The sequence below is a fragment of the Colwellia sp. 20A7 genome, assembly GCF_009832865.1.
Lineage (GTDB): Bacteria > Pseudomonadota > Gammaproteobacteria > Enterobacterales > Alteromonadaceae > Colwellia.
The window spans coordinates 1,365,947-1,388,773 of record NZ_CP047130.1; the positions used below are offsets into that span (position 1 = coordinate 1,365,947).

At 37.3% G+C, this 22,827-nt stretch carries 20 protein-coding genes and 1 tRNA gene; 11 read left to right on the top strand and 10 right to left on the bottom strand.

Annotated elements, in window-relative coordinates:
- Positions 1 to 76 precede the first annotated feature (76 nt).
- Positions 77 to 979 (bottom strand): RluA family pseudouridine synthase, encoded by a 903-nt coding sequence (locus GQS55_RS05890; protein ID WP_159818842.1) that lies wholly within the window; start codon positions 977 to 979, stop codon positions 77 to 79.
- Between the two features lie 104 nt (positions 980 to 1,083).
- Between GQS55_RS05890 and GQS55_RS05895 the strand changes: the two genes are divergently transcribed.
- Both GQS55_RS05895 and GQS55_RS05900 read left to right on the top strand, forming a co-directional pair.
- Entirely contained in the window at positions 1,084 to 1,419 is a 336-nt protein-coding gene (locus tag GQS55_RS05895) for a ribonuclease E inhibitor RraB (RefSeq protein ID WP_159818845.1), read from the top strand.
- A 195-nt stretch (positions 1,420 to 1,614) separates the two neighbouring features.
- Positions 1,615 to 1,842, top strand: a complete 228-nt coding sequence (locus tag GQS55_RS05900) for a hypothetical protein (protein WP_236559772.1) — start codon at positions 1,615 to 1,617, stop codon at positions 1,840 to 1,842.
- A gap of 19 nt (positions 1,843 to 1,861) precedes the next feature.
- Here the strand turns inward: GQS55_RS05900 and GQS55_RS05905 are convergent, their stop codons facing one another.
- From GQS55_RS05905 to aceK, 7 genes are all read right to left on the bottom strand, one after another.
- Positions 1,862 to 2,536: a nitroreductase family protein gene (locus GQS55_RS05905; protein ID WP_159818847.1), complete on the bottom strand. Its 675-nt coding sequence runs from the start codon at positions 2,534 to 2,536 to the stop codon at positions 1,862 to 1,864.
- A gap of 149 nt (positions 2,537 to 2,685) precedes the next feature.
- Complete coding sequence (gene argS, locus GQS55_RS05910) at positions 2,686 to 4,446, bottom strand: arginine--tRNA ligase (protein WP_159818848.1); 1,761 nt, start codon at positions 4,444 to 4,446, stop codon at positions 2,686 to 2,688.
- A gap of 175 nt (positions 4,447 to 4,621) precedes the next feature.
- Positions 4,622 to 6,211, bottom strand: a complete 1,590-nt coding sequence (prfC, locus tag GQS55_RS05915) for a peptide chain release factor 3 (protein WP_159822593.1) — start codon at positions 6,209 to 6,211, stop codon at positions 4,622 to 4,624.
- Positions 6,212 to 6,411: 200 nt separating this feature from the next.
- Positions 6,412 to 6,882 (bottom strand): ribosomal protein S18-alanine N-acetyltransferase, encoded by a 471-nt coding sequence (gene rimI / locus GQS55_RS05920; RefSeq protein WP_236559773.1) that lies wholly within the window; start codon positions 6,880 to 6,882, stop codon positions 6,412 to 6,414.
- 106 nt (positions 6,883 to 6,988) lie between these two features.
- Complete coding sequence (locus GQS55_RS05925; protein WP_159818850.1) at positions 6,989 to 7,390, bottom strand: DNA polymerase III subunit psi; 402 nt, start codon at positions 7,388 to 7,390, stop codon at positions 6,989 to 6,991.
- 340 nt (positions 7,391 to 7,730) lie between these two features.
- Positions 7,731 to 7,807: transfer RNA gene (locus tag GQS55_RS05930), tRNA-Trp, on the bottom strand.
- Positions 7,808 to 8,096: 289 nt separating this feature from the next.
- Complete coding sequence (aceK, locus tag GQS55_RS05935; protein ID WP_159818852.1) at positions 8,097 to 9,848, bottom strand: bifunctional isocitrate dehydrogenase kinase/phosphatase; 1,752 nt, start codon at positions 9,846 to 9,848, stop codon at positions 8,097 to 8,099.
- Positions 9,849 to 10,083: 235 nt separating this feature from the next.
- Between aceK and queA the strand changes: the two genes are divergently transcribed.
- The 6 genes from queA to GQS55_RS05965 all read left to right on the top strand — a co-directional run bounded on the left by queA (position 10,084) and on the right by GQS55_RS05965 (position 17,621).
- Positions 10,084 to 11,160: a tRNA preQ1(34) S-adenosylmethionine ribosyltransferase-isomerase QueA gene (gene queA / locus GQS55_RS05940; RefSeq protein ID WP_159818854.1), complete on the top strand. Its 1,077-nt coding sequence runs from the start codon at positions 10,084 to 10,086 to the stop codon at positions 11,158 to 11,160.
- Between the two features lie 114 nt (positions 11,161 to 11,274).
- Positions 11,275 to 12,408 carry a tRNA guanosine(34) transglycosylase Tgt gene (tgt, locus tag GQS55_RS05945; RefSeq protein WP_201294647.1) on the top strand — a complete coding sequence of 378 codons (1,134 nt, stop codon included), beginning with the start codon at positions 11,275 to 11,277 and terminating at the stop codon, positions 12,406 to 12,408.
- 152 nt (positions 12,409 to 12,560) lie between these two features.
- A complete protein-coding gene (yajC, locus tag GQS55_RS05950; protein WP_159818858.1) occupies positions 12,561 to 12,896 on the top strand; it encodes a preprotein translocase subunit YajC in 336 nt (111 codons plus the stop codon).
- A gap of 230 nt (positions 12,897 to 13,126) precedes the next feature.
- A complete protein-coding gene (gene secD, locus GQS55_RS05955) occupies positions 13,127 to 14,974 on the top strand; it encodes a protein translocase subunit SecD (RefSeq protein ID WP_159818860.1) in 1,848 nt (615 codons plus the stop codon).
- Positions 14,975 to 14,995: 21 nt separating this feature from the next.
- Entirely contained in the window at positions 14,996 to 15,943 is a 948-nt protein-coding gene (gene secF / locus GQS55_RS05960; RefSeq protein ID WP_159818862.1) for a protein translocase subunit SecF, read from the top strand.
- Between the two features lie 292 nt (positions 15,944 to 16,235).
- Positions 16,236 to 17,621, top strand: a complete 1,386-nt coding sequence (locus GQS55_RS05965) for a DEAD/DEAH box helicase (RefSeq protein WP_159818864.1) — start codon at positions 16,236 to 16,238, stop codon at positions 17,619 to 17,621.
- 274 nt (positions 17,622 to 17,895) lie between these two features.
- Here GQS55_RS05965 and cobA read toward each other — a convergent pair whose 3' ends face one another.
- Positions 17,896 to 18,705: a uroporphyrinogen-III C-methyltransferase gene (gene cobA / locus GQS55_RS05970; protein ID WP_159818866.1), complete on the bottom strand. Its 810-nt coding sequence runs from the start codon at positions 18,703 to 18,705 to the stop codon at positions 17,896 to 17,898.
- 225 nt (positions 18,706 to 18,930) lie between these two features.
- Complete coding sequence (suhB, locus tag GQS55_RS05975) at positions 18,931 to 19,734, bottom strand: inositol-1-monophosphatase (RefSeq protein WP_159818867.1); 804 nt, start codon at positions 19,732 to 19,734, stop codon at positions 18,931 to 18,933.
- 395 nt (positions 19,735 to 20,129) lie between these two features.
- Here suhB and trmJ point away from each other — a divergent pair, with 395 nt between their 5' ends.
- The 3 genes from trmJ (at position 20,130) to iscR (ending at position 22,751) form a co-directional block, all read left to right on the top strand.
- Positions 20,130 to 20,936, top strand: coding sequence for a tRNA (cytosine(32)/uridine(32)-2'-O)-methyltransferase TrmJ (gene trmJ, locus GQS55_RS05980; protein ID WP_159818869.1), 807 nt, complete (start codon positions 20,130 to 20,132; stop codon positions 20,934 to 20,936).
- Positions 20,937 to 21,021: 85 nt separating this feature from the next.
- Positions 21,022 to 21,870: a serine O-acetyltransferase gene (gene cysE, locus GQS55_RS05985; protein ID WP_159818871.1), complete on the top strand. Its 849-nt coding sequence runs from the start codon at positions 21,022 to 21,024 to the stop codon at positions 21,868 to 21,870.
- 389 nt (positions 21,871 to 22,259) lie between these two features.
- Positions 22,260 to 22,751, top strand: coding sequence for a Fe-S cluster assembly transcriptional regulator IscR (gene iscR / locus GQS55_RS05990; RefSeq protein WP_159818873.1), 492 nt, complete (start codon positions 22,260 to 22,262; stop codon positions 22,749 to 22,751).
- Positions 22,752 to 22,827: the final 76 nt, after the last annotated feature.

The window sequence follows — 22,827 nt, forward strand, 5'->3', positions numbered from 1 at the left end:
AAAGCGCCGTCATTCCGTAGGTGTCTTGATACGGAATCCCACCCATGTGGTTGAATAATTCAGGATGAACCTCTTTTTAAACAAAACTCAGTTTAAGCGCCTCAGGTACCTCAAATACCTTTTTAATCGTTTGTCCTTTTTCAATAGATAGTGGACAAATAAAAGATAAGCTTACCGCACATAGTTGCAAGTTTTGAGCTGAATTGTTATCAGCAATACCATGTAATCTATCACCAACCACAGGAAAGCCGATACTGGCGGCATGAATGCGTATTTGATGCTTTCTACCTGTATCAATCTTTACACTAATAAGCGAGTGATCTTGAGCTTTGTCATAAGCTAAACAAGTAAAAGTGCTACGTGCTGCTTTCTCATCTACCTCGCTAGATATAACTTGTGGTTGAGCGTTAGCATTATGATCACCGTGCACAATAATTTGGTAATTTTTTGATAATAAGTTATCTTCAGTAGAACGGTTTTCAAACATATTCGTTAACGCTCTTGCAGCTTTTTTGCTGTGTGCTACCAGTATTAATCCGGTTGCGGCTTTATCTAAACGATGAACAATGAAAACAGGTCGTTCAGGTACTAAATGCTGTTGAGCAAACCGAGCAATAGTACAATGGTCACTCCATTTCGAGCCTTGCGACAACATGCCAAAAGGTTTGTACCAAACGCTATATTCACCCTCATCACTAATTAGCGTTGCCTCAGCTACCTCACTGGAAAGTACGGCTTCATTATAATAAAAATGCAACTCATCAGTGGGTAATAACGTTTTTTTCACTCGTCTTAATCGTTGCGTATGTTTACCACGAGTTAACCACAAAGCACCTTTATTGATCGCTTGCTTAATTTGGCTCGTGCTAAGTAAATATTCTGTTTCTTTTAAGCTGGCGCAAAGTACAGATAAAGCAGTGTTACTCGCATCATTAAGTGTTGTGTCAAATGTTACATGGTGTTCGAAGATAAGAGTCATAAATGCTAAAAAGATGGCGAATGTATAACACTTAGTTTAACACTTTTACGCGCTAAGCGTTATCAGGTAAGATAGACGTTTATATAGATTTTAAAGAGTGCAATATGAGTCGTGATTTAAGCCTTTTTCCACAAGACAATATCGGTGATTTTCTGTGGGAACTTGAACAAAGTGGTGGTGTTTTAGAAACTCCTAGAGAAGTTGAGTTTTCAGTATTATTCCCATCACAAGCATTAGCGTTACAATTTGGTCAATTATTACTTGAGAATAATCAAAAATTATCTTTTACGCCTTTTGAAGATGATGAAGCCTACCCCTGGGAAATAACTGCTTACCCAGAAATGCCGTTAAGTTATGAGAATATTAGTGCTTATCAAGAATTATTAGAATCGAGTTGTGCGCCATTAAATGGAAAGTTTGATGGTTTTTACTGTGTGTAGCTTCTCATACCAATCTCACTAGCTATGTGATCATTTCTACTTGCTAAAATCACCAACTACATCGTTATTCATTTAATAATTAGAACAACTAGTTATTGAAATAAATGCTTTGTATTTGGCAATTTTTTCTACGTATAAAATTGTTCACTTAATTAATGAAACTGGTATCATTAAAATATAAAAGAAGAAATCATAATGATTGACATTGAAAAGTTTGCTGCGTTACAAAAAGCGAGTAAAAACTCTTTTGCGAAACAAAAACAGATCGTAAAAAAAGTAATGGCAGGACAAAAAGTGCTGTGCTCTGTGTGTCAACAACCCTTAACTTTAGTAACGCCTGAGCAATGTAATGCTACAAATAAAAAAAATTCAGGGATTAGTTGTAAAAAGGGCTGCACCGATTTACAACTAGATTTTGTATAGCAGTAATAACATTGCTACATTATAAAAAAGTAGCAATGTTATCTAGTGATTTTTTTACTTGTGCATGAGCAGGAATAGTAGCGTCGTCACTCGGGTAACCAGCAATAAGTAACATATAAGCACGCTCATTATCACCACGTTGACAAACTTTATTTAAAAAAGACATTGGTTTTGGTGTGTGTGTTAAAGTCACTAAACCAGCATTGTGCAAAGCATTGATTAAAAACCCAGTAGCAATACCTACGGACTCATGTACGTAATAATTGGTATTTTTATCTTCCTCAGTAATGCCACCCTTTTTTTGACTAAAAATAGCAATTAACCATGGAGCATGCTCTAAGTAAGGTTTACTAGCATCGGTACCTAAATCTTTTAATGCTTCAAGCCATTCTTCGCCAGCGCGCCCATTATAAAAACCACGTTCATGATGTTCTGCCTGCTCCCTTATTTGTTTTTTAATATCAGCAGAGTTAACCGCAACAAAGTGCCAAGGCTGGTGATTCGCTCCGCTCGGTGCTGTACCTGCCGCCTTAATACAATTTTCAATAATGGCTTTGTCGACAGCTTTGTTACTAAAGTTGCGCACAGAATGTCGACGTTTAATGTCTTGATAAAACTTCTCGGAACGTTCAAGCATTTCAGCTTCAGGGTATTCAATGTAATCTTCTAGTGGTGAGCAGTCGTGTTGTTGCATAAGTTGTCTATATTTTTATTTTTAGATATAAATCACTTTAGCAGAGTTGATGCTAATTTTTGACAAAGATTTTTTAAAAAGCATAAAAAAACCGACATAAAAATGTCGGCTTTTCTTTACATGGTTATAAACGTTTCAAAGTAAAAACGTTACATACGGTCCATTACTTCAATGCCTAGAATATCTAAACCTTGCTTTAAAGTATCCGAAATCACTAGGCATAAGGCTAAACGTGATGATTTAACATCATCACTAATGCCTTCTTTAAGAATAGGGCAGGCTTCATAAAAACTCATATAAAGGCTGGCTAGTTCGTAAAGGTAATTACATAACAAGTTAGGCGTACATTCACTGATTACAGCATCAATAGTATCTTCAAGTTGTAATATTTTTAAGGCAAGTGCTTTTTCTTGTGGTTCAATAATATTAATCGTTACATCGTTTTTTAATACGCTTGGTTTAGCATCAGCTTTAGAAAAAATACTTTGAATACGTGAGTAAGCATATTGCAAATAAGGAGCCGTTGCGCCTTCAAAGCTCAACATAGTTTTCCAGTTGAAAATGTAATCACTGGTACGGTTTTTAGATAAATCAGCAAACTTAACTGCGCCAATACCTACTTTATTTGAAATTACAGCTAAATCATCATCACTAATTTCTGGGTTCTTCTCTTTAATTAAAGCACTTGCACGAACAACCGCTTCATCAAGTAATTCAGCTAGCTTGATTGTGCCACCAGTACGGGTTTTAAACGGCTTTCCATCATCACCCATCATCATACCAAACGGACAATGTTGATAACCGACACTTTCAGGTAAGAATCCTGCTTTACGCGCAACAATTTCAACTTGTTTAAAATGAAGTGCTTGGCGAGCATCAGTAAAAATGATGATACGATCAGCTGCTAGTTTGCCACTACGGTAACGACAGGCTGATAAATCAGTGGTTGCATATAAGAAGCCGCCACCAGATTTTTGTACTATAAATACTGAAGGCTCACCGTCTTTATTTGCCATTTCATCAATAAAAACAACTTTAGCACCTTGATCTTCAACGGCGATATTTTTCGCCATTAACTCATCAATAACAGTAGATAAATCATCGTTATAAGCGCTTTCGCCCATAATGTCTGAGCGTTTTAATGAAACATTTAGCTTTTCGTAAATATCTTCACTGTGTGTAATAGAAATATCAATAAACTGTTGCCATAATTTAGCACAAGTTTCATCACCACTCTGTAATTTAACTACGTCAGCACGAGCTCTATCAGCAAAGCCTTCTTCGTTATCAAAGCGTACCTTTGCTTCACGGTAAAAGTTTTCTAAATCAGCAAGTGCTGTTTCAGCAACTTCATCACCTGCAAGTTTATCGCTTAAGTGGGCGATTAACATACCAAATTGCGTGCCCCAATCACCCATGTGATTTTGGCGAATAACCTTGTCACCACGAAACTCTAAAGCACGTACAACTGCATCACCAATAATAGTTGAACGTAAATGACCAACATGCATTTCTTTAGCAAGGTTAGGCGCAGAGTAATCAACAACAACTGTTTTTACTTTATCATCAGCGTTAACACCACGTTGTGTTACACCGGTAAAGTCATCTTTAGCGACTTTGTTTAGCTGAGCTGCTAGCCAAGTTTCATCTAAATGAATATTAATAAAGCCAGGGCCTGCCAGCTCAATTTTGCTAGCGATACCAGCTAAATCTAATTGCTCAACAACCTTAGTCGCTAATTCTCGTGGATTAGTTTTAAGCTTTTTCGCTGCGCCCATTACACCATTAGCTTGATAATCACCAAACTGTGGACGGTTTGACAAACTAATAGCGGGATTAGTATCTTCAGGTAAGCCCGCAGCAACCATCGCGGCACTAACTTTTTCGGCAAGTATTTGTTTAATATTCATATTGTTTAATCTTTTCGTTTATTTTATTCGTTTGCCAATAGTAGTTCACATATTTTGCAAACTAATTTGGATTTTAGCAAAGCCGTCAAGCAATTTTATCAGGGAGCATAGTTTACTATGTGACTTGGTAAAATTGCGCCGACAATGCCGCAAAAATTCTATTTAGGAATCAAAATTAGTGTTCACGGGTTGAATGGAACGCTATCTCCGGATGACGCTCTTGCGCTAGAGACAAATTAACCATAGTCGGCGCGATATACGTTAAGTTATCTCCACCATCTAATGCTAGGTTATCACCCGCTTTCTTCTTAAATTGCTCTAAAATACGTTCATCATCACAAGTACACCAACGTGCTGTTGCTACGCTGATCGGTTCATAAATAGCATCAACCTTATATTCAGTTCTTAAGCGTTGCACAACTACTTCAAACTGAAGCACACCTACAGCGCCAACAATCATGTCGTTGTTAATGAATGGTCTAAATACTTGAACTGCGCCTTCTTCAGATAACTGAATTAAGCCTTTTTGTAATTGCTTAGCTTTAAGTGGATCACGTAAACGAATACGACGGAACATTTCAGGCGCAAAGTTAGGAATACCGCTAAATTTCATATCTTCACCAGCGGTAAAACTGTCACCAATTTGAATGCTGCCGTGGTTGTGTAAACCAATAATATCGCCGGCGTAAGCTTCTTCAACATTTGAACGATCGCCTGCCATAAAGGTTACCGCATCGGCAATTTTTACGTCTTTGCCTAAGCGAACTTGTTTCATTTTCATGCCTTTTTCATATTTGCCTGAACAAATACGCATGAATGCAATACGGTCACGATGTTTAGGGTCCATGTTTGCTTGAATTTTAAAAACAAAGCCAGAAAACTTTTCTTCTTCAGCATGAACAGTACGCACATCGGTTGCACGAGGAAGTGGCTTAGGTGCCCATTTAGTTAAGCCTTCAAGCATATGGTCAACACCAAAGTTACCTAAAGCCGTACCAAAAAATACCGGTGTTAATTCACCTGCTAAAAATTCTTCTAAATTAAACTCGTGCGACGCGCCTTGCACAAGCTCTAACTCTTCACGTAAATCGTCTGCGTAACTACCAACTGCAGCGTCAAGCTCGGGGTTGTCTAAACCTTTAATAATGCGAACATCTTGAATCATGTGACCTAAGCCAGACTGATATAAAAACGTTTCATTAGTAACTAAGTTATAAACACCTTTAAACTCTTTACCCATGCCAATTGGCCAAGTGATAGGTGCACATTTAATTTTTAGTACATCTTCAACTTCATCCATTACTTCCATTGGGTCACGCACATCGCGATCCATTTTGTTCATGAAAGTAATAATAGGGGTATCGCGTAAACGAGTAACTTCCATTAATTTAATGGTACGTGCTTCAACACCTTTCGCTACATCAATAACCATTAAACATGAATCAACTGCCGTTAAGGTACGGTAAGTATCTTCTGAGAAATCTTCATGGCCAGGCGTATCAAGTAAGTTAACTAAACAATTATTATAAGGAAATTGCATTACCGAGGTAGTAATTGAAATACCACGGTCTTTTTCCATTTCCATCCAATCAGATTTTGCATGTTGACCAGATTTTTTGCCTTTTACCGTACCGGCTTTTTGTAAGGCTTGACCAAATAAAAGTACTTTTTCAGTAATAGTCGTTTTACCCGCATCAGGATGCGAAATAATAGCAAAGGTTCTGCGGATATTTACCGCTGCTGCCTGTAAAGTGTCGGTTGTCATTAATACTGCCTTGGTAAACACAAAGGTACTCAACATGAAAAATCCCTATATTTTAAGGATAATCATAATTGAAAAAAAATTTGGCGCATTATAGCACAAAAAAAAAAGCCGCATTAAGCGACTTTTTATTTTTGTGCGGATTAACTTATTTTTGTGATAAGTAATGCTAAATAATCTTATTACATGACGTAGCTGTATCGTTAGAGCTTAAGTGACATAACAATAGCGTCTTCATAACCAAAGCCTTTGCTACTTGGATAATAACCAGTACGACGGCTTATCTCGATAAAGCCTGCGTTCATATATAACATTTGTGCACTAATATTTTTTGCTCGTACTTCTAACCAAATTTTAACCGCACCTTTTGCTTTTGCTTGATCAATAAAGTGATGCAATAGTTTTTTGCCAAAACCTTTACCTTGCTCCGTTGGGTCAACACATATATCCATTAACGTGGCTTCATCAACCACGAACTCACCAACATAAAAGCCAATTATTTTACTTGTTGTTTCAGCAGGTGTTTCGCTAAGCTTCTGGCCAAAGTATCGTCCGCCAATACAGCTTGAAAAAGTTTTCTCAGTCCACGGGTGAGAGTGGCAAGCATTCTCTATCGGCATCAATTGCGTTATATCATCCGTTGTTATTGGTGTAAGTTTTAATAAATTGGTCATAATGTTTAATCGTTAGCTCTTAATAAGTACTGCTTATTTTTAGTTAATAGCGTCAAGTCTCAGCTTAAGTATTAGCCTTGCAGTATTAATTTTTATAATTAATGTCTTAAAGTAATTTTTTGATGATGGTTTGCCATAACTGTTTTTTTAATGCTGGAGACTGGCTAATTACTGCAATACTTGGACTAAATAAATTATTGTTATTACAATAAATGGCGGGGTTATCATTGCCGGTTGAGTTGAAATACCAATTAAATAAACCTAAATCGAGGTGGTTTTCTTTATGGTTAACTTCACCGATAGATATATCGACAGATTGTAATATGTCGATAAAAATTTGTTTAGTAAGTAAATCCGATAAAGTCTTCTCGGTTTGTGTTACATAATTTATTACTGGCTTATCATTTTCTATATTTGATGGGTTATGTTTACCAGCCACAACCTTATGCTGCCACAAGCTAATGCCCATTTCAGTAAGTTGATCGAATTGTCTTTGGTTAACAGCCATAAAAGGTACTCATGAAAAAGGCATTAGCTCTAATTTAGTTCTAATCTACATAAATTAGAGCGTATAAACAGTATGTACAAGTTAGAAAGTATAAATTTGAAAATAATCGCAAGACATATAATGCCAGAATTCGTAAAAACTAAAAAGTAAACTTTGATAAAGAATATACAACCGAGACTATAAGATTTGAAAACTGTAAAAGGTTAAAAATCCAAGTAAAAAATACGGCTCAATTATTTAGATGTTTTTGAATGTTTAAGCTAGAGCAAAAGGCAAAGAAATAAAAACGAGAAAAGCAGGAACAAAAAAGGCCTAGAATAAATTCTAGGCCTTAAGAATATGGCAGGGGTGGAGAGACTCGAACTCCCAACCATCGGTTTTGGAGACCGCTGTTCTACCAATTGGAACTACACCCCTGCAACGGATTTGAATTATACTGATGAACAGCAAAAGGTAAAGCACAAATTGTTATAAAACTGAATTATTTGTCTGTTCGGTTATTTAACCATCATAAATTGTAGTAATTACGACTAACTATGATTAATTTGGAATAACGGTAGTCGCTAAATTGAGTGACAGCAGTTTAAGATAAAATCTGAATTTGGCTCATTAGTCTGTTAATGAGCTTGAAAATAACGCATTAAAGAAAATAATAAGCTAAATGTTCCACTTAACATTTAGCTTAGGGGGCAGTTTCATTTTCTATTTAAGTGACGGGCTGCTTATTCATTGCCTTTCTCATTTCACAAAATCTAAATTTATCAGGGTAAGGGTAAACATCAACATAAAGACCTTTCGCTACATTTTTCTGACACTCTTGCCAGTAGCTTGCGGTTAGTAAATCTTCATGATGAATTTTAAATGCCTTCAAATATTTAGGGTTTGCTAAGGCAAATGTTGCTATTTCTTCAGGGAACATATCGCCAGGTGCAACAGAATACCAGGGTTCAGCGGCATAAATTTGCTCTTCAGTAACTGCAACAGGTTTCACTCTAAAGTTCACCTCATTCATATAGGTAATTTCATCATAATCATAAAATATCACGCGATTATGTCGGGTCACGCCAAAGTTTTTCAATAACATATCACCAGGAAATATATTGGCAGAAATAAGTTGTTTAATGGCTTGGCCGTAGCCGTATAGTGCTTCTTCTAATTCTTTATCATTAGCTTTCGCTAAATAAAGGTTTAATGGCACCATTCGACGTTCTATATATAAATGCTCAATAATCAGTAAATCATCTTCATAGCGAATAAGTGAAGGAGCAACCTTGTGTAACTCTTCTAGTAATTCATCATTAAATCGGTCTTTAGGAAAAGCAACTTCAGAGTATTCCATGGTATCAGCCATACGGCCTACGCGATCATGAAGTTTAACTAAGCGATATTTTCCTTTTACGTCAGCGCGAGTCATATTCTTACTAGGAGAAAATTTATCTTTAATTATTTTAAAAACATAAGGGTATGATGGCAACGTGAATACCGACATCACCATGCCTTTTATACCCGGAGCTAAGGTTAACTTATCGTCGCTGTTATCAAGGTGGTGTAAAAAGTCTCGATAAAATTGTGTTTTCCCTTCCTTATGAAAACCAATAGCAGAATATAAATCAGCTCTTGTTTTATGAGGAATTAAACTCTTTAAGAACTTTACTAACGCATAAGGGTGTAAACAATCAACAAAAAAGTAAGCGCGGGCAAAACCAAATACTACCGCCATATCTTCACTTTTTGTTAATAACGCATCAATGTACAAACCGCCTTTTTCATTATTTAATACAGCAATAATAAAGGGCGTCTCACCCGCTGGCGATAAAACTCGACCAATTAAATAAGCACCTTTATTACGGTAAAAAGTGAAATTTAAAATATCAAACTGCAAATCCTCCACCTTAAAACGCGTTTTATGCGCTTTGCGGCGAAAAGCACGAATTAATACTTCTACATCACCTTCAAGGTCAACAAAAGGCACTGTACTTTTGTGCGCGTTCATAATATCGCAAATGGTTTTCTTTAAGCCTTTAACTGCTGGTTTATAGCTGGTGTAAATTTCAGGTGTTGGTCTGTCGTCTAGACGATGAGCTGTGCTCTCAACAAAAATATAATCATTGTGGTAATACTTGCGCTCAAATAAACGACAAAACACTGAATTATAAAATGTTTCTGCCAGCTCAGGTTGTTTGTGGTCTGCTAGTAAATCGATATATTCTTTTTTTACTTGTAACCACAATTCATCATCAAGCGACTCAATTAAGAAATCTTTTTTAATTGTATTAAAAGATTCTTCAACGCGTTGTTCGTAAAAGGTCGTTCTTGCCTTCGCGGCCTTTTGAATTTCTGCCCACTGACACTGCTGAAAACGTTGTTGTGCTGATTTCGTAATTTCAATAAACAGGTGTATATGTCGGTCAAATCCGGTAATAATATTTTTAGCTATTGTAGAAGCAAGGTTATTCATAAGCAGGCACAAATATTGAAGAAAGATAACAAAAGCATACTCGAAAATAAGTAATTAAACAGGCTCTTTTAGTAAAATATTCAACATCATTGATAGTTATATTGATATGTATTAATACAACTGGCTTTTTATATAGGTAAAATATTATTTAACTTGCTATCAAAGGCGGGGATCTCTAAAATTACGCGCTTCATATTTCTCTTTATTTTCATCAAGGTTTTCTTAACTACTTACTATGCGTGTATCTGACTTTTCTTTTGATTTACCCTCTGAGTTAATTGCTCGTTTTCCTATGGCAGAACGCACCGGAAGTCGTTTGATGACACTTAACGGCAATAGCGGTGCTATCGCTGATCTTGGCTTTAAAGACATCTTGTCACAACTAACGGCAGGTGATTTATTAGTGTTTAATAACACCCGCGTTATTCCAGCTCGTATGTTTGGACAAAAAGCCAGTGGTGGTAAAATTGAAGTTTTGGTTGAAAGACTTATTGATAAAAGTACGGTGCTGGCGCATATACGTGCGAGTAAATCACCTAAAGTAGGCGCAGAGCTTATACTTGAAGGAAAAGCACAAGCAACCATGGTTGCTCGTCACGGTGCTTTATTTGAATTGAAATTTAAAGGTGATAAATCAATACTTTCTATTTTAGATGATATTGGTCATATGCCATTGCCGCCTTATATAGACAGACCTGATGAGAATAGCGACCGTGAGCGTTATCAAACCGTATACAATGAAAAACCCGGTGCCGTAGCCGCGCCCACCGCAGGTTTACATTTCGACGATGCCTTATTAGAACAAATTAAAGCCAAAGGTGTTGAACTTGCCTTTGTAACCTTACATGTAGGTGCAGGCACATTTCAGCCAGTAAAAGTTGATGAAATTGCAGACCACATTATGCATGCCGAATATGTCGAAGTGTCTGATGAAGTTATTGCACAAATAAACAAAACGAAAGCTGCTGGTGGCAGAGTTGTTGCTGTTGGCACAACGTCTGTACGTTCATTAGAAAGTGCGGCAAAATCGGCACAAGAAAAAGGCACCGCGCTAACGGCTTTTTATGGTGATACTGATATTTTCATTACACCTGGCTATGAATTTCAGTTAGTGGATGCATTGTTAACTAACTTCCATTTATCTGAATCAACCTTATTAATGCTTGTTAGCGCTTTTGCAGGCTACGATCATATTATGAAAGCATATCAACATGCGATTAGTGAAAAATACCGTTTCTTTAGTTATGGTGACGCTATGTTTCTTACCAAGCAAGTGGTTGATAAAGTAGCTAACGAAAACATCACCAATTAAATTATCACTAACAAAACACCAATTAACGTCTATCACATACAAGGTAGGCGATTTGAACAACAACCATCAGCCTGTTTCGCTGATAGGTAGGAAAGATTATTTATGACACAAAAAATGAAGTATGAATTAATTAACACCGACGGCAAGGCTCGTCGTGGTCGCTTAACCTTTGAACGCGGAATAGTAGAAACTCCAGCCTTTATGCCTGTAGGTACTTACGGTACTGTGAAAGGCATGAAAGCGGAAGAAGTTGAAGCGACAGGCGCACATATTATCTTAGGTAACACCTTTCATTTAATGTTACGTCCTGGTACTGACATTATTGAACAACATGGTGGTTTGCACGGTTTTATGAATTGGAATAAACCAATTTTAACTGACTCAGGCGGTTTCCAAGTTTTTAGTTTAGGTAAAATGCGTAAAATTACCGAAGAAGGTGTACGTTTTAGTTCACCAGTAAACGGTGAAAAAATTATGTTAACGCCAGAGCGTTCAATGGAAGTACAACGTAGTTTAAATTCAGATGTTGTTATGATATTTGACGAATGTACGCCATACCCTGCAACACATAAAGAATCTCAAGACTCAATGGAGCTTTCACTTCGTTGGGCACAACGCTCAAAAGATGCGCATGGCGACAGTCCAAATGCGTTATTTGGTATTGTACAAGGTGGTATGTACGAAGACTTACGCGAAGTATCAATTAATGGTTTAAAAGCTATTGAATTTGACGGCTACGCTATTGGTGGTTTATCAGTAGGTGAACCAAAAGAAGATATGATCAGAATATTAGATCATACCGCCCCCTTGATTCCTAAAAATAAGCCCCGATACTTGATGGGTGTTGGTAAGCCTGAAGATTTAGTTGAAGGTGTACGTCGCGGTATTGATATGTTTGATTGTGTTATGCCAACACGAAATGCACGCAACGGCCATTTATTTGTTAATACTGGTGTAGTAAAAATTCGTAACGCAACGAATAAAACGGACACTGGACCATTAGATACAACCTGTGATTGTTATACCTGTAAAAATTACTCGCGTGCCTATTTACATCATTTAGATAAGTGCAAAGAGATTTTAGGTTCACAACTTAACACCTTACATAACCTACACTTTTATCAAAAAGTCATGCAAGGTTTGCGTGATGCGATAGAGCAGGGTAAATTAGACGACTTTGTTGAAGAGTTTTACTCGCTTCGAGGTTTACCTGTTCCGCCTTTAGCTAAAGGTAGCGAACAAATTTAACAAATTCGGATATGAATGTTTAAAATATAAATGCTTAGCGCATATATATTTAGAAAAGAAAACGACGAATAATCGTCAAATGTGCAATAACCTAGTCGCTTAGCAGTAATATGAAAAGTAACTAACTAATTATAAAAAAGTAAGAGGATATTATGAGTTTATTTATAGGTACAGCCCACGCCGCAGGCGCTCCAGCATCAACCGGTGGTGGTATGGAAATGATGATTATGCTAGCGGTATTTGGTTTAGTATTTTTCTTTATGATTTATCGTCCACAAGCTAAACGTGTTAAAGAACATAAAAACTTAATGTCAGCTTTATCAAAAGGTGATGAAGTTTTAACGCAAGGCGGCATCGTTGGTAAAATCACTAAAGTATCTGACGAAAAAGACTTTATCGTTGTAAGCATTGCTGAAGGTACAGAAGTGACAGTACAAAAAGGTGCTATCAACGCAGTACTTCCTAAAGGCACAATGAAATCTTTATAGCACTTAGTCTCTTTGCTATGTAACTTGAACGCAGGTAAATCAAAACTCAGGTTGTTTAGCCTGAGTTTTAATACTTAGCTTTAAGTGCCCAGCTTTAGTTGCTTAGTGCTGATTACTTAGTGTTGTAGCGACAAGGAAACCACATGACCACGGTCAGTTTAATGTTTCCTTTTTGCTACAACATCAATTTATTGCAAGCTTAAACACAACAAAATAGAAAAGGAAGAATTGTGTTAAATAAATACCCTTTATGGAAAACACTAATGGTAGCGTTAATCGTTGCTTTAGGTGCGCTCTATGCCACACCTAACTTATATGGTGAAGATCCAGCCGTACAAGTTTCAGGTTTACGTGGTGTGGAAGCAAACCTTACCACCCTTGATACAATTAAAGGGCAATTAACTGAAAACAATATTGAATACGCGAGTGTTGTATTAGAAGACGGTCAAATTTTAACACGTTTCAGAAACACTGAAGACCAGTTAAAAGCACGTGATGTACTCGACGATAGTTTAGGAGACGAATACTCAGTCGCCTTAAACTTAACGCCGGCGACACCAGACTGGTTAGCAAGCATTGGTGGAACGCCAATGAAACTAGGTTTAGATTTAAGTGGTGGTGTTAGTTTCTTAATGGAAGTTAACATGCAAGAAGCCATCAACAAAGCCAAAGTAGGTATGGTTGGTGATTTTCGTGGTGACCTACTTAATGAAAAAATTCGCTACCGCAGCGTAAAAGACGAAGGCGATGTGATAACCGTTAAATTCCGTAAAATAGAAGACTTAGAGCAAGGCTTATCTTTACTGAAAAAACGTTATAATGAATTATTATTTAATTCTGACGACGACACATTAACGCTTACCGCACAAATGACTGAAGCTAAACTTAAAGAAATTCAAGAGTATGCGCTTCAACAAAACATTACTATTATTCGTAACCGTGTTAACGAATTAGGTGTTGCTGAGCCATTAGTTCAACGCCAAGGTAAAAAACACATTGTTATTGAATTACCGGGTGTACAAGATACCGCTAAAGCAAAAGAAATTCTTAATGCTACTGCTACCATCGAGTTTCGTTTAGTTGACACTGAAGGTGATTTATCGGCCGCATTAAATGGTCGAATTCCACCGAGTTCAATTTTATTAACAGATAAAAACGGTCAACCAACATTATTGAACAAGCGTATTATGCTTACCGGTGATCATATCACTGACGCTACTTCAGGGTTTGATGAGTATTCTCGTCCACAAGTTAATATTTCACTTGATAGCGCCGGTGGCAGTAAAATGTCTAACGGCACAAAAAGTAATATTGGCAAGCCTATGGCGACAGTCTTTATTGAATATAAGCCAACAGAACGCCGTGATCCTGAAGGCAATATCATTTTTGAAAAAGTTCAAGAAGTGATCTCAGTTGCAACTATTCAAGCGCGTTTAGGTAAAACTTTTCGTATAACTGGCTCTGGCTCACAAGCTGAAGCACATAATCTAGCTTTATTATTACGTGCAGGTGCGTTAATTGCGCCCATTACTATTGTTGAAGAACGTACCGTTGGCCCAACATTGGGTGCTGAAAACGTTCAATTAGGTTTCCAGGCAATTTTAATTGGTTTTGGCTTAGTTTTCCTTTTCATGGCTATCTATTACCGTGCTTTTGGTTTGGTGGCAAACGTTGCATTGCTTGCTAACTTAGTATTAATTGTTGGCATAATGTCATTGATTCCAGGGGCTACATTAACATTGCCGGGTATGGCGGGTATTGTACTAACGGTAGGTATGGCAGTAGATGCTAACGTACTTATATTTGAACGTATTCGTGAAGAAATTCGCGAAGGAAAAACAATTCAACAAGCAATACATCAAGGGTATGAAGCCGCATTTTCAACCATTATTGATGCCAATATAACCACTTTAATTGCCGCATTAATATTATTTGCTGTTGGGACTGGGCCAGTAAAAGGCTTCGCAGTAACCTTATCAATAGGTATTATTACTTCAATGTTTACGTCGGTTATAGCTTCACGAACCATAGTAAATTCTATTTGGGGTGGAAAACGCCTCGAAAAGTTATCGATATAGTCAGACGGGAATTTAAATATAATGCAAATTTTACAGTTAAAAGAAACCGTCAGCTTTATGAAATATCGCAAATTTGCGATGATTTTTAGCGCGTTACTAATGATGGCAGCAGTCTACTCATTAGCAGTAAATAAATTAAACTTTGGTTTAGACTTTACTGGTGGAACGCTAATTGAAGTTGGTTTTGAAGAAGCCGCAGATTTACAAAAGCTACGTCAACTGATGGAAGACAACAACCATGAAGATGCCAAAGTGCAGTTTTATGGTAGTAGTCGTGATGTTGTTATTCGCTTAGGTTTACGTGGTGACGTAAAAGCTGAAATGTTGGGTAATGAAATACTCGCTATTCTTGAAGAAGGCACGCATCAAAAAGTAGATATGCGCCGTATTGAGTTTGTTGGTGCAAGTGTTGGTGATGAATTAGCAGAGCAGGGTGGCTTAGCCATGCTAACAGCGCTTATTTGTATTCTAGTATATGTTGCTTTTCGTTTCGAATGGCGCTTTGCAGTAGGCTCTGTAGTTGCTTTATTTCATGATGTTTTATTAACGCTTGGGCTTTTCTCTTTCTTAAAGTTAGAGTTTGATTTAACCGTACTTGCGGCAATATTAGCCGTTATTGGTTATTCACTTAACGATACTATTGTTGTGTCGGATCGAATTCGTGAAAACTTTAGAAAAATACGTGATACGTCAGCAGAAGAAATAATTAATATGTCTCTAACGCAAACGTTGAGCAGAACTATTATTACGTCAATAACAACGTTATTAGTATTAGCGGCATTGTTCTGGAAAGGTGGTACACTTATTCACGGTTTTGCAACAGCGTTACTGTTTGGCGTGTTTGTAGGTACTTACTCTTCAATTTATGTAGCGTCATTAGTTGCATTAGGTTTAGGTATTTCAAGAGAAGACCTGATACCAGAAGTGATTGAAAAAGAAGGTGAAGAGCAAGAAGAGATGATGCCATAAGCTAAGCTTATTACATCAGCTACTCTGCTAGCTTAATCTCATTTCTTCACTTTAGCGCTAAGCTTTAGTTTATAGCTGAGATAATAAAAACCGAACAACTCCATTGTTCGGTTTTTTTATGCCTAAAATAGTACGGGTAAAGGGGGAATTTTTTGCACTACACGCACGCATACTGTATGCTGCACCGTTCTAATATCCCCATTGGTATAATTAGCAGGTTGTCTTATACCTATTAGGTATTAATCGCTGATATCGCTGCTCGTATTCCAGAAAACCACCCAAGAGATTATTTATGAGCACCACTGCCACTAATACAACTAAATTTACCGACCTAGGCTTATCTGAGCCATTACTTAAAGCTGTTCGTGATCAAGGTTACGATACACCATCACCAATTCAAGCACAGGCTATTCCAGCGGTACTTGCGGGTAGAGATGTAATGGCAGCCGCACAAACAGGCACAGGTAAAACAGCCGGATTTACGTTACCTTTATTAGAAAAATTATCTAAAGGCGGCACGGTTAAAAGTCGAGTTCAATCAAACAACGTTAGAGCATTAGTCTTAACACCAACAAGAGAATTAGCTGCCCAAGTTAGTGACAGCATTGCTACCTACGGTAAATATTTAGATCTTCATTCAACCGTTGTTTTTGGTGGCGTGAAAATTAATCCTCAAATGATGCGACTTAGACAAGGTGTTGATGTGTTAGTAGCAACGCCAGGTCGTTTGATGGACTTATATAACCAAAATGCCGTGAAGTTCTCTCAACTAGAAGTATTCATTTTAGATGAAGCTGACCGTATGTTAGATATGGGCTTCATTCGTGATATCAAAAAAATTATTTCTGTATTACCTAAGCAGCGTCAAAACTTACTTTTCTCAGCAACATTTTCAGCTGATATTCGTGCTTTAGCGAAAGGGCTAGTACACAATCCATTAGAAATCTCAGTTAATGCTGAAAATTCAACAGCAGAAAAAGTAACGCAATGGTTAACACCCGTAGATAAAAAGCGTAAGCCAGCGGTATTAACACATTTAATTAAAGAAAATGAATGGCGACAAGTATTGGTGTTTACCAAAACTAAGCATGGTGCAAATAAGCTCACTAAATATTTAGAAGCTGAAGGCTTAACTGCTGCAGCTATTCACGGTAATAAAAGCCAAGGCGCACGTACTAAAGCGTTAGCTTCTTTTAAAGACGGTACCGTACAAGTATTAGTTGCCACTGATATTGCAGCACGCGGTATTGATATTGACTTATTACCTAACGTAGTAAATTTTGATTTGCCAAATGTACCAGAAGATTATGTTCACCGTATTGGCCGTACAGCACGTGCAGGTAATACTGGGCAAGCTGTATCACTGGTTTGCGCTGACGAATTAAATTTACTGTGGGATATTGAAAACGTTATTCAACAGCATATTGAGCGTAAAATACTAGAAAACTTCATCCCTGCTAACGAATTAGGTGAGTCTAGACCAATTCGTTCATTAAAAGCGAAGAAGGCTAAAAAAGTACATAAGCCTAACGCAGAAAAGGTTGAACATAAAGATGGTCAACGTTCAGCTAGCAACACTCATAACAGCAACAAAAACAACAGCAGCAACGGTCAACAAAAACCGCGTAATGCTAAACCTGCTACAACAGGCAGAAGAAGAAACAACAACAATACGTAATAGCTAATAGAAGTATTGAATATTTAAGTGCGTTTATAAAACGGCTACATTGGAATGAGTTGTAGCCAAATATTTAATCGTACTTAAGCTTTATTAGCAATACTCAGGCTTAGCAAAGTAATAACAACATGGTAGCTATTACTTTGCTCAAGTAACCTGAACAATAGCTTGAGCGTTTTTAGTGCTGATTTTTTGAAGTTTTTGTTTTTGTATAGCGGTTAGTATGACTAATAGTTAACCTTGTTTAACATGCGAGCCTATATTTTTTATGTACCTACGCTGGCGCTAAGTAACCTAAGTTTTTCAATTCTACATCAGCAAAGGTATCAACCACATCACCAATAACAATTAGGCTAGGTGGCTTGATGTTATGTAATATTACGAGCTCTTCTAACGTTGCTAAACTGCCTTTAATCACTTGTTGGCTTTGGTGTGTGCCTTTTCTGATTAATGCTGCTGGTGTATTTTTACTTCGACCAGCCTTAACGAGTTGTTGGGTAATAATAGGTAAACTTTTTATCCCCATATAAAATACTACGGTTTGCTCGGGATCATTTAACGTCTTCCAAGGCAGGTCAAGTGCACCATTATCTTGCACGTTGCCGGTAATAAAGGTGCAGCTGCGAGCAACTTTTCTATGTGTTAACGGAATACCTGCATAGCTGGTACAAGCTGATGCGGCAGTCATTCCAGGAACAATATGACAAGCAATGCCTTTGTCTACTATAAATTGCGCTTCTTCACCACCACGACCAAACACAAAAGGATCACCGCCTTTTAAGCGTAATACCTTTTTATTTAACTTGGCATTATCTACTAATATTTGATTGATAGCATCTTGTGGAACACGGTGGTCAGCTTGTTTTTTACCTACGTATATTCGTTCGCAGTTTTCGGGTAATAATGCCATTATCTCTTCACTTACTAGGCGATCGTAAATCACAACTTCTGCTTGTTGAATGAAACGAAACGCTTGTAAGGTTAATAAATCTGGATCACCAGGTCCTGCGCCAACTAGTGCAACCTCGCCATGTATGAAAAGTTGTTTATGTGCTGGAGGTATATATTCAGGGAAAGGTTTCATTATTGCTCAGGCTGCTTTTATTAGTTAAAGGTAAGGTTTGTCGTTATAGCTAACAGTGTTATGCTTTAAAGACGACAATTTTTTAATTGTATTTATGTTTCACCATTTATTAAAGCAAAAAAAGCGCCAATAGGCGCTTTTTAAAAATATAACTTATACGTTGTTGGTATTGTTAGCTCTGCTAGCCACTTATTTAGTTAAATAGTGGCTTAGCTATGCAACTAACTACTTACTTAACGCTTCGCCTAAATGTGGGCGAATAGTTTGTAGCAATTCTTTTTGTAATCTTGTGCTACTTGCAACAATATTTCCTGATGAAGTATGGTTATGGCCACCAACAAAATCTGTTACTAAACCACCAGCTTCTATCACAAGTAATTCACCTGCTGCTGTATCCCAAGGTTTTAAACCTATTTCAAAATAACCATCAACTCGACCAGCGGCAACATAAGCTAAATCTAATGCTGCAGAGCCTGCACGGCGAAGATCTGATGATTTTTTAAATAAAGCAGTAAACATAGCCATGTATGCTGTTGTATGTTGCTTTTGTTTATGAGGGAAACCTGTTGCAATAATTGTTGCTGCTAGCTCTTTGTGAGCTTTCACACGAATACGCATACCGTTTAATTGTGCACCTTTACCACGGCTTGCAGAAAATACTTCACCACGAATAGGGTCAAATACTACAGCTTGGTCAAGTTTGCCTTTTACTTTCAGTGCAATTGATACTGAAAAGTGTGGAATGCCTTTAATGAAGTTTGTTGTGCCATCTAACGGATCAATAATCCATTGATAGTCATCGTCTGAGCCCGTTAATACACCAGACTCTTCACCTATTATAGTGTGAGCAGGGTATGATTTACGAATAGTTTCAATAATTGCTTCTTCTGCTGCAAGATCAGCACTGGTCACAAAGTCGTTAGAACCTTTAGATTCAATTTCTACTTTATCAAGTTGCTCAAATGAGCGAATAATAACTTTTCCTGCATTGCGCGCAGCGCGCACGGCAATATTTAGCATGGGATGCATAATAATGTACCTATTTGTAAATGGCTTTTAAAAGAACGAGTCGCTTTGAAAGATAGATAAAGTAAAATTTTATCTATCAGGGATAAATCCCCTTATAATTTCAAGCGCGCGCAGTATAGCAAGTTTTAAATTTTTTAGCGAGGGGCAACTTGAAATAAATAGTTTAATTTATAAGCTGTTTATGTTTCGTCTGATTTTGTGTCGGTTGCTATATAGGAAAATAAACTATGTTAAGCGAATTTGATTTGTTGATTTTACGTGTTTTTTATTAGTCACAGCAGTATTCTTCTATGCTAGAATCACAGGCATAAAAACTGGGGCGCTTAACTTTATATATTTTCTTTATAGAGTGTATAGCCACCCAACAATGAAACAAAGTATGAGCATAAAGTAACATGTCAGATTCAAAAAGTAATAGTTTATTAGATCAAGTGCGTATTGTATTAGTGAATACGTCAGATTGTCGTAATATCGGTAGCGCTGCAAGAGCGATGAAAACAATGGGATTAAGCCAGTTAATTTTGGTTGATCCAATTGAAATGCCTAATGGCCAAGCGCAAGCGTTAGCTGCCGGTGCTACTGACGTGTTGGCAAATGCCAAAGTTGTTAGTACCTTAAGTGAAGCAATAGAAGATTGTGGTTTGGTTGTTGGTACCAGTGCTCGTTCACGTACCTTACCTTGGCCTATGTTAGAGCCACGAGGTTGTGGTGAAAAATTAATAGCGGAAGCAAATGAATATCCTGTTGCGTTAGTTTTTGGTAGAGAAAGCAGCGGTTTGACTAATGATGAATTACAGATGTGTCATTTCCATGTGCAAATCCCAGCTAATCCTGACTATAGTTCATTGAATTTAGCCATGGCAGTGCAAACCTTAAGTTATGAGGTTCGTACTAGTTATTTGTTGTCTATTGATAATGAACATCAAGAGCGAAGTACTGGTAACGGTAATTATATCGGTAAAAAAATAATTAATGCGAAAAGTGAAGACAATGAAATTTATCCGGTAACGGAAGAAACTGAGCGTTTTTATCAGCATTTCGAAAATGCGTTATTAGGTACTGGCTTTATTGTTGAGAGTCACCCAGGTTTAGTGATGACTAAATTAAGACGTTTGTTTAACCGTGCTCGTCCAGATGTAAAAGAAATTAAAATGATGCGTGGCATTCTTGCTTCAGTTGAACGAGCATCAAAAGATAAGTAATAAGGCCTGTAAGCATAGTCAGTTAGCATAGTTAGCAAGCACAGCCAGTAAGCATTAACCTAGTACAACCAAGAAAGGAACCAATATGTTTAGCCGTATCAAAGAAGACATTAATAGTGTTTTTGACCGAGATCCTGCCGCCCGAAGTAGCCTTGAAGTATTACTTAATTATCCCGGTTTACATGCTATTTGGATTCACCGATTAAGTCATAAACTATGGCGTGCTAATTGGAAGTTACTGGCACGTGTTTTATCTACCTTTTCGCGTTGGTTAACTGGCGTTGAAATTCACCCCGGCGCAAAACTCGGTCGTCGTTTTTTTATTGACCACGGTATGGGCGTTGTTATTGGTGAAACCTCTGAAATTGGTGATGATGTTACCTTGTACCATGGGGTTACCTTAGGTGGTACTAGCTGGAATGCAGGAAAACGTCACCCTACACTAGAAGATAACGTAGTTATTGGTGCTGGTGCTCAAGTACTTGGCCCTATTACTATTGGTAAAGGCGGTAAAGTCGGCTCAAATTCTGTTGTTGTTAAAGATTTACCTGCAAATGCGACTGCCGTTGGTATTCCTGCACGTATTGTTAATGGCCGTACAAACTCATTACTTGATAAAGAGTTGGGCGAAAAACTTGGTGCGAGTTTAGATAAAGAGTCGCGCGATAAAGCGGCGAAAAAATTCGGCTTCGATGCTTATGCCGTTTCTGCTGATAGTCCTGATCCTGTCGCTAAAGCAATAGGGCGTTTGTTGGATCATATGCATTTAATGGACGACCGTGTTTCAAAGGTTTGTAAAGAAGTGAATCAGCTAGGGGGTAACATTTGTCCTAACGATTTACCTGAGCTACGTGTTGGCGAGTTTGTTGAAGACAAAAAAGCGGCAGCTAAACGTCGAGAAAGCAAAGTTGAGAGTTTCGATCCTGAAATTTAAACTGGAATTTAGCCTGATTTAGTCCAGTTCTGATCTAGCACTAATACAAGTTCAGGCTTGTTAGTATTTAATTAGCTTCTGAATTGTCATTGATTAGTGATCGATTAGTTAATGTTTAGTGACTGATTTTATTATAATTAGTCTTTAGTTGGCTCCTAGTTTCCTTACTGTAAAAGTAATAGTTGATTAAAATAGTCAAGTATTACTTTTCCATTTAATCATCTTAGTGTAAAATACTTGACTAGATTACTCGGGTATATGTTTGACTATTTTGTAGGGTTATGTAAAATTGCGGTCAATTATCGTGTTCAACTACGATTTCGCAATGTTATCTACTATTAAATAGCTAACTATATATATGTCACTAAAGTGGATTAGATGGGCACATTATGAAATTAACTTCTAAAGGTCGTTATGCCGTAACTGCAATGCTTGATGTTACAATTCATGCAGTAAGTGGCCCTGTATCATTAGCTGATATTTCAGAGCGACAAGGCATTTCTTTATCGTATTTAGAGCAATTGTTTTCTAAATTACGTAAAAGTGGTTTAGTGATTAGCATTCGAGGTCCTGGCGGTGGTTATCGTTTAGGTCGATGTTCAGCACAAATTGCTATTGCCGATGTTATAAGCGCTGTTAATGAAAGTGTTGATGCGACAAAGTGCCAAGGAAAGGGTAATTGTCAGGGAGGAGAGCAATGTTTAACGCACTCTTTATGGCAAGGTTTAAGTCAGCGCATTGAAGAGTTTTTACAAAATATATCATTGGCTGAACTTATCACTAAAAATGATGTAAAAACCGTGTCAAAACGACAAAATGATATTCATATATCTGGTAAAAAAGAGTCATCGTTAGAAACCATTATTCCTATTAATTTATAACGTATTAATTTTTACATTAATTTAGCGCAGTATTTACAGCAATAGTTAGTTGATATTAGCGCTAGGTTAAATATTC

What these genes read in the sequence shown, in the direction of transcription:
- GQS55_RS05890 (WP_159818842.1), bottom strand. Translation starts at nt 979, where the DNA reads ATGACTCTTATCTTCGAACACCATGTAACATTTGACACAACACTTAAT.
- GQS55_RS05895 (WP_159818845.1), top strand. Translation starts at nt 1,084, where the DNA reads ATGAGTCGTGATTTAAGCCTTTTTCCACAAGACAATATCGGTGATTTT.
- GQS55_RS05900 (WP_236559772.1), top strand. Translation starts at nt 1,615, where the DNA reads ATGATTGACATTGAAAAGTTTGCTGCGTTACAAAAAGCGAGTAAAAAC.
- GQS55_RS05905 (WP_159818847.1), bottom strand. Translation starts at nt 2,536, where the DNA reads ATGCAACAACACGACTGCTCACCACTAGAAGATTACATTGAATACCCT.
- argS (WP_159818848.1), bottom strand. Translation starts at nt 4,446, where the DNA reads ATGAATATTAAACAAATACTTGCCGAAAAAGTTAGTGCCGCGATGGTT.
- prfC (WP_159822593.1), bottom strand. Translation starts at nt 6,211, where the DNA reads ATGACAACCGACACTTTACAGGCAGCAGCGGTAAATATCCGCAGAACC.
- rimI (WP_236559773.1), bottom strand. Translation starts at nt 6,882, where the DNA reads ATGACCAATTTATTAAAACTTACACCAATAACAACGGATGATATAACG.
- GQS55_RS05925 (WP_159818850.1), bottom strand. Translation starts at nt 7,390, where the DNA reads ATGGCTGTTAACCAAAGACAATTCGATCAACTTACTGAAATGGGCATT.
- aceK (WP_159818852.1), bottom strand. Translation starts at nt 9,848, where the DNA reads ATGAATAACCTTGCTTCTACAATAGCTAAAAATATTATTACCGGATTT.
- queA (WP_159818854.1), top strand. Translation starts at nt 10,084, where the DNA reads ATGCGTGTATCTGACTTTTCTTTTGATTTACCCTCTGAGTTAATTGCT.
- tgt (WP_201294647.1), top strand. Translation starts at nt 11,275, where the DNA reads ATGAAGTATGAATTAATTAACACCGACGGCAAGGCTCGTCGTGGTCGC.
- yajC (WP_159818858.1), top strand. Translation starts at nt 12,561, where the DNA reads ATGAGTTTATTTATAGGTACAGCCCACGCCGCAGGCGCTCCAGCATCA.
- secF (WP_159818862.1), top strand. Translation starts at nt 14,996, where the DNA reads ATGCAAATTTTACAGTTAAAAGAAACCGTCAGCTTTATGAAATATCGC.
- GQS55_RS05965 (WP_159818864.1), top strand. Translation starts at nt 16,236, where the DNA reads ATGAGCACCACTGCCACTAATACAACTAAATTTACCGACCTAGGCTTA.
- cobA (WP_159818866.1), bottom strand. Translation starts at nt 18,705, where the DNA reads ATGAAACCTTTCCCTGAATATATACCTCCAGCACATAAACAACTTTTC.
- suhB (WP_159818867.1), bottom strand. Translation starts at nt 19,734, where the DNA reads ATGCATCCCATGCTAAATATTGCCGTGCGCGCTGCGCGCAATGCAGGA.
- trmJ (WP_159818869.1), top strand. Translation starts at nt 20,130, where the DNA reads ATGTCAGATTCAAAAAGTAATAGTTTATTAGATCAAGTGCGTATTGTA.
- cysE (WP_159818871.1), top strand. Translation starts at nt 21,022, where the DNA reads ATGTTTAGCCGTATCAAAGAAGACATTAATAGTGTTTTTGACCGAGAT.
- iscR (WP_159818873.1), top strand. Translation starts at nt 22,260, where the DNA reads ATGAAATTAACTTCTAAAGGTCGTTATGCCGTAACTGCAATGCTTGAT.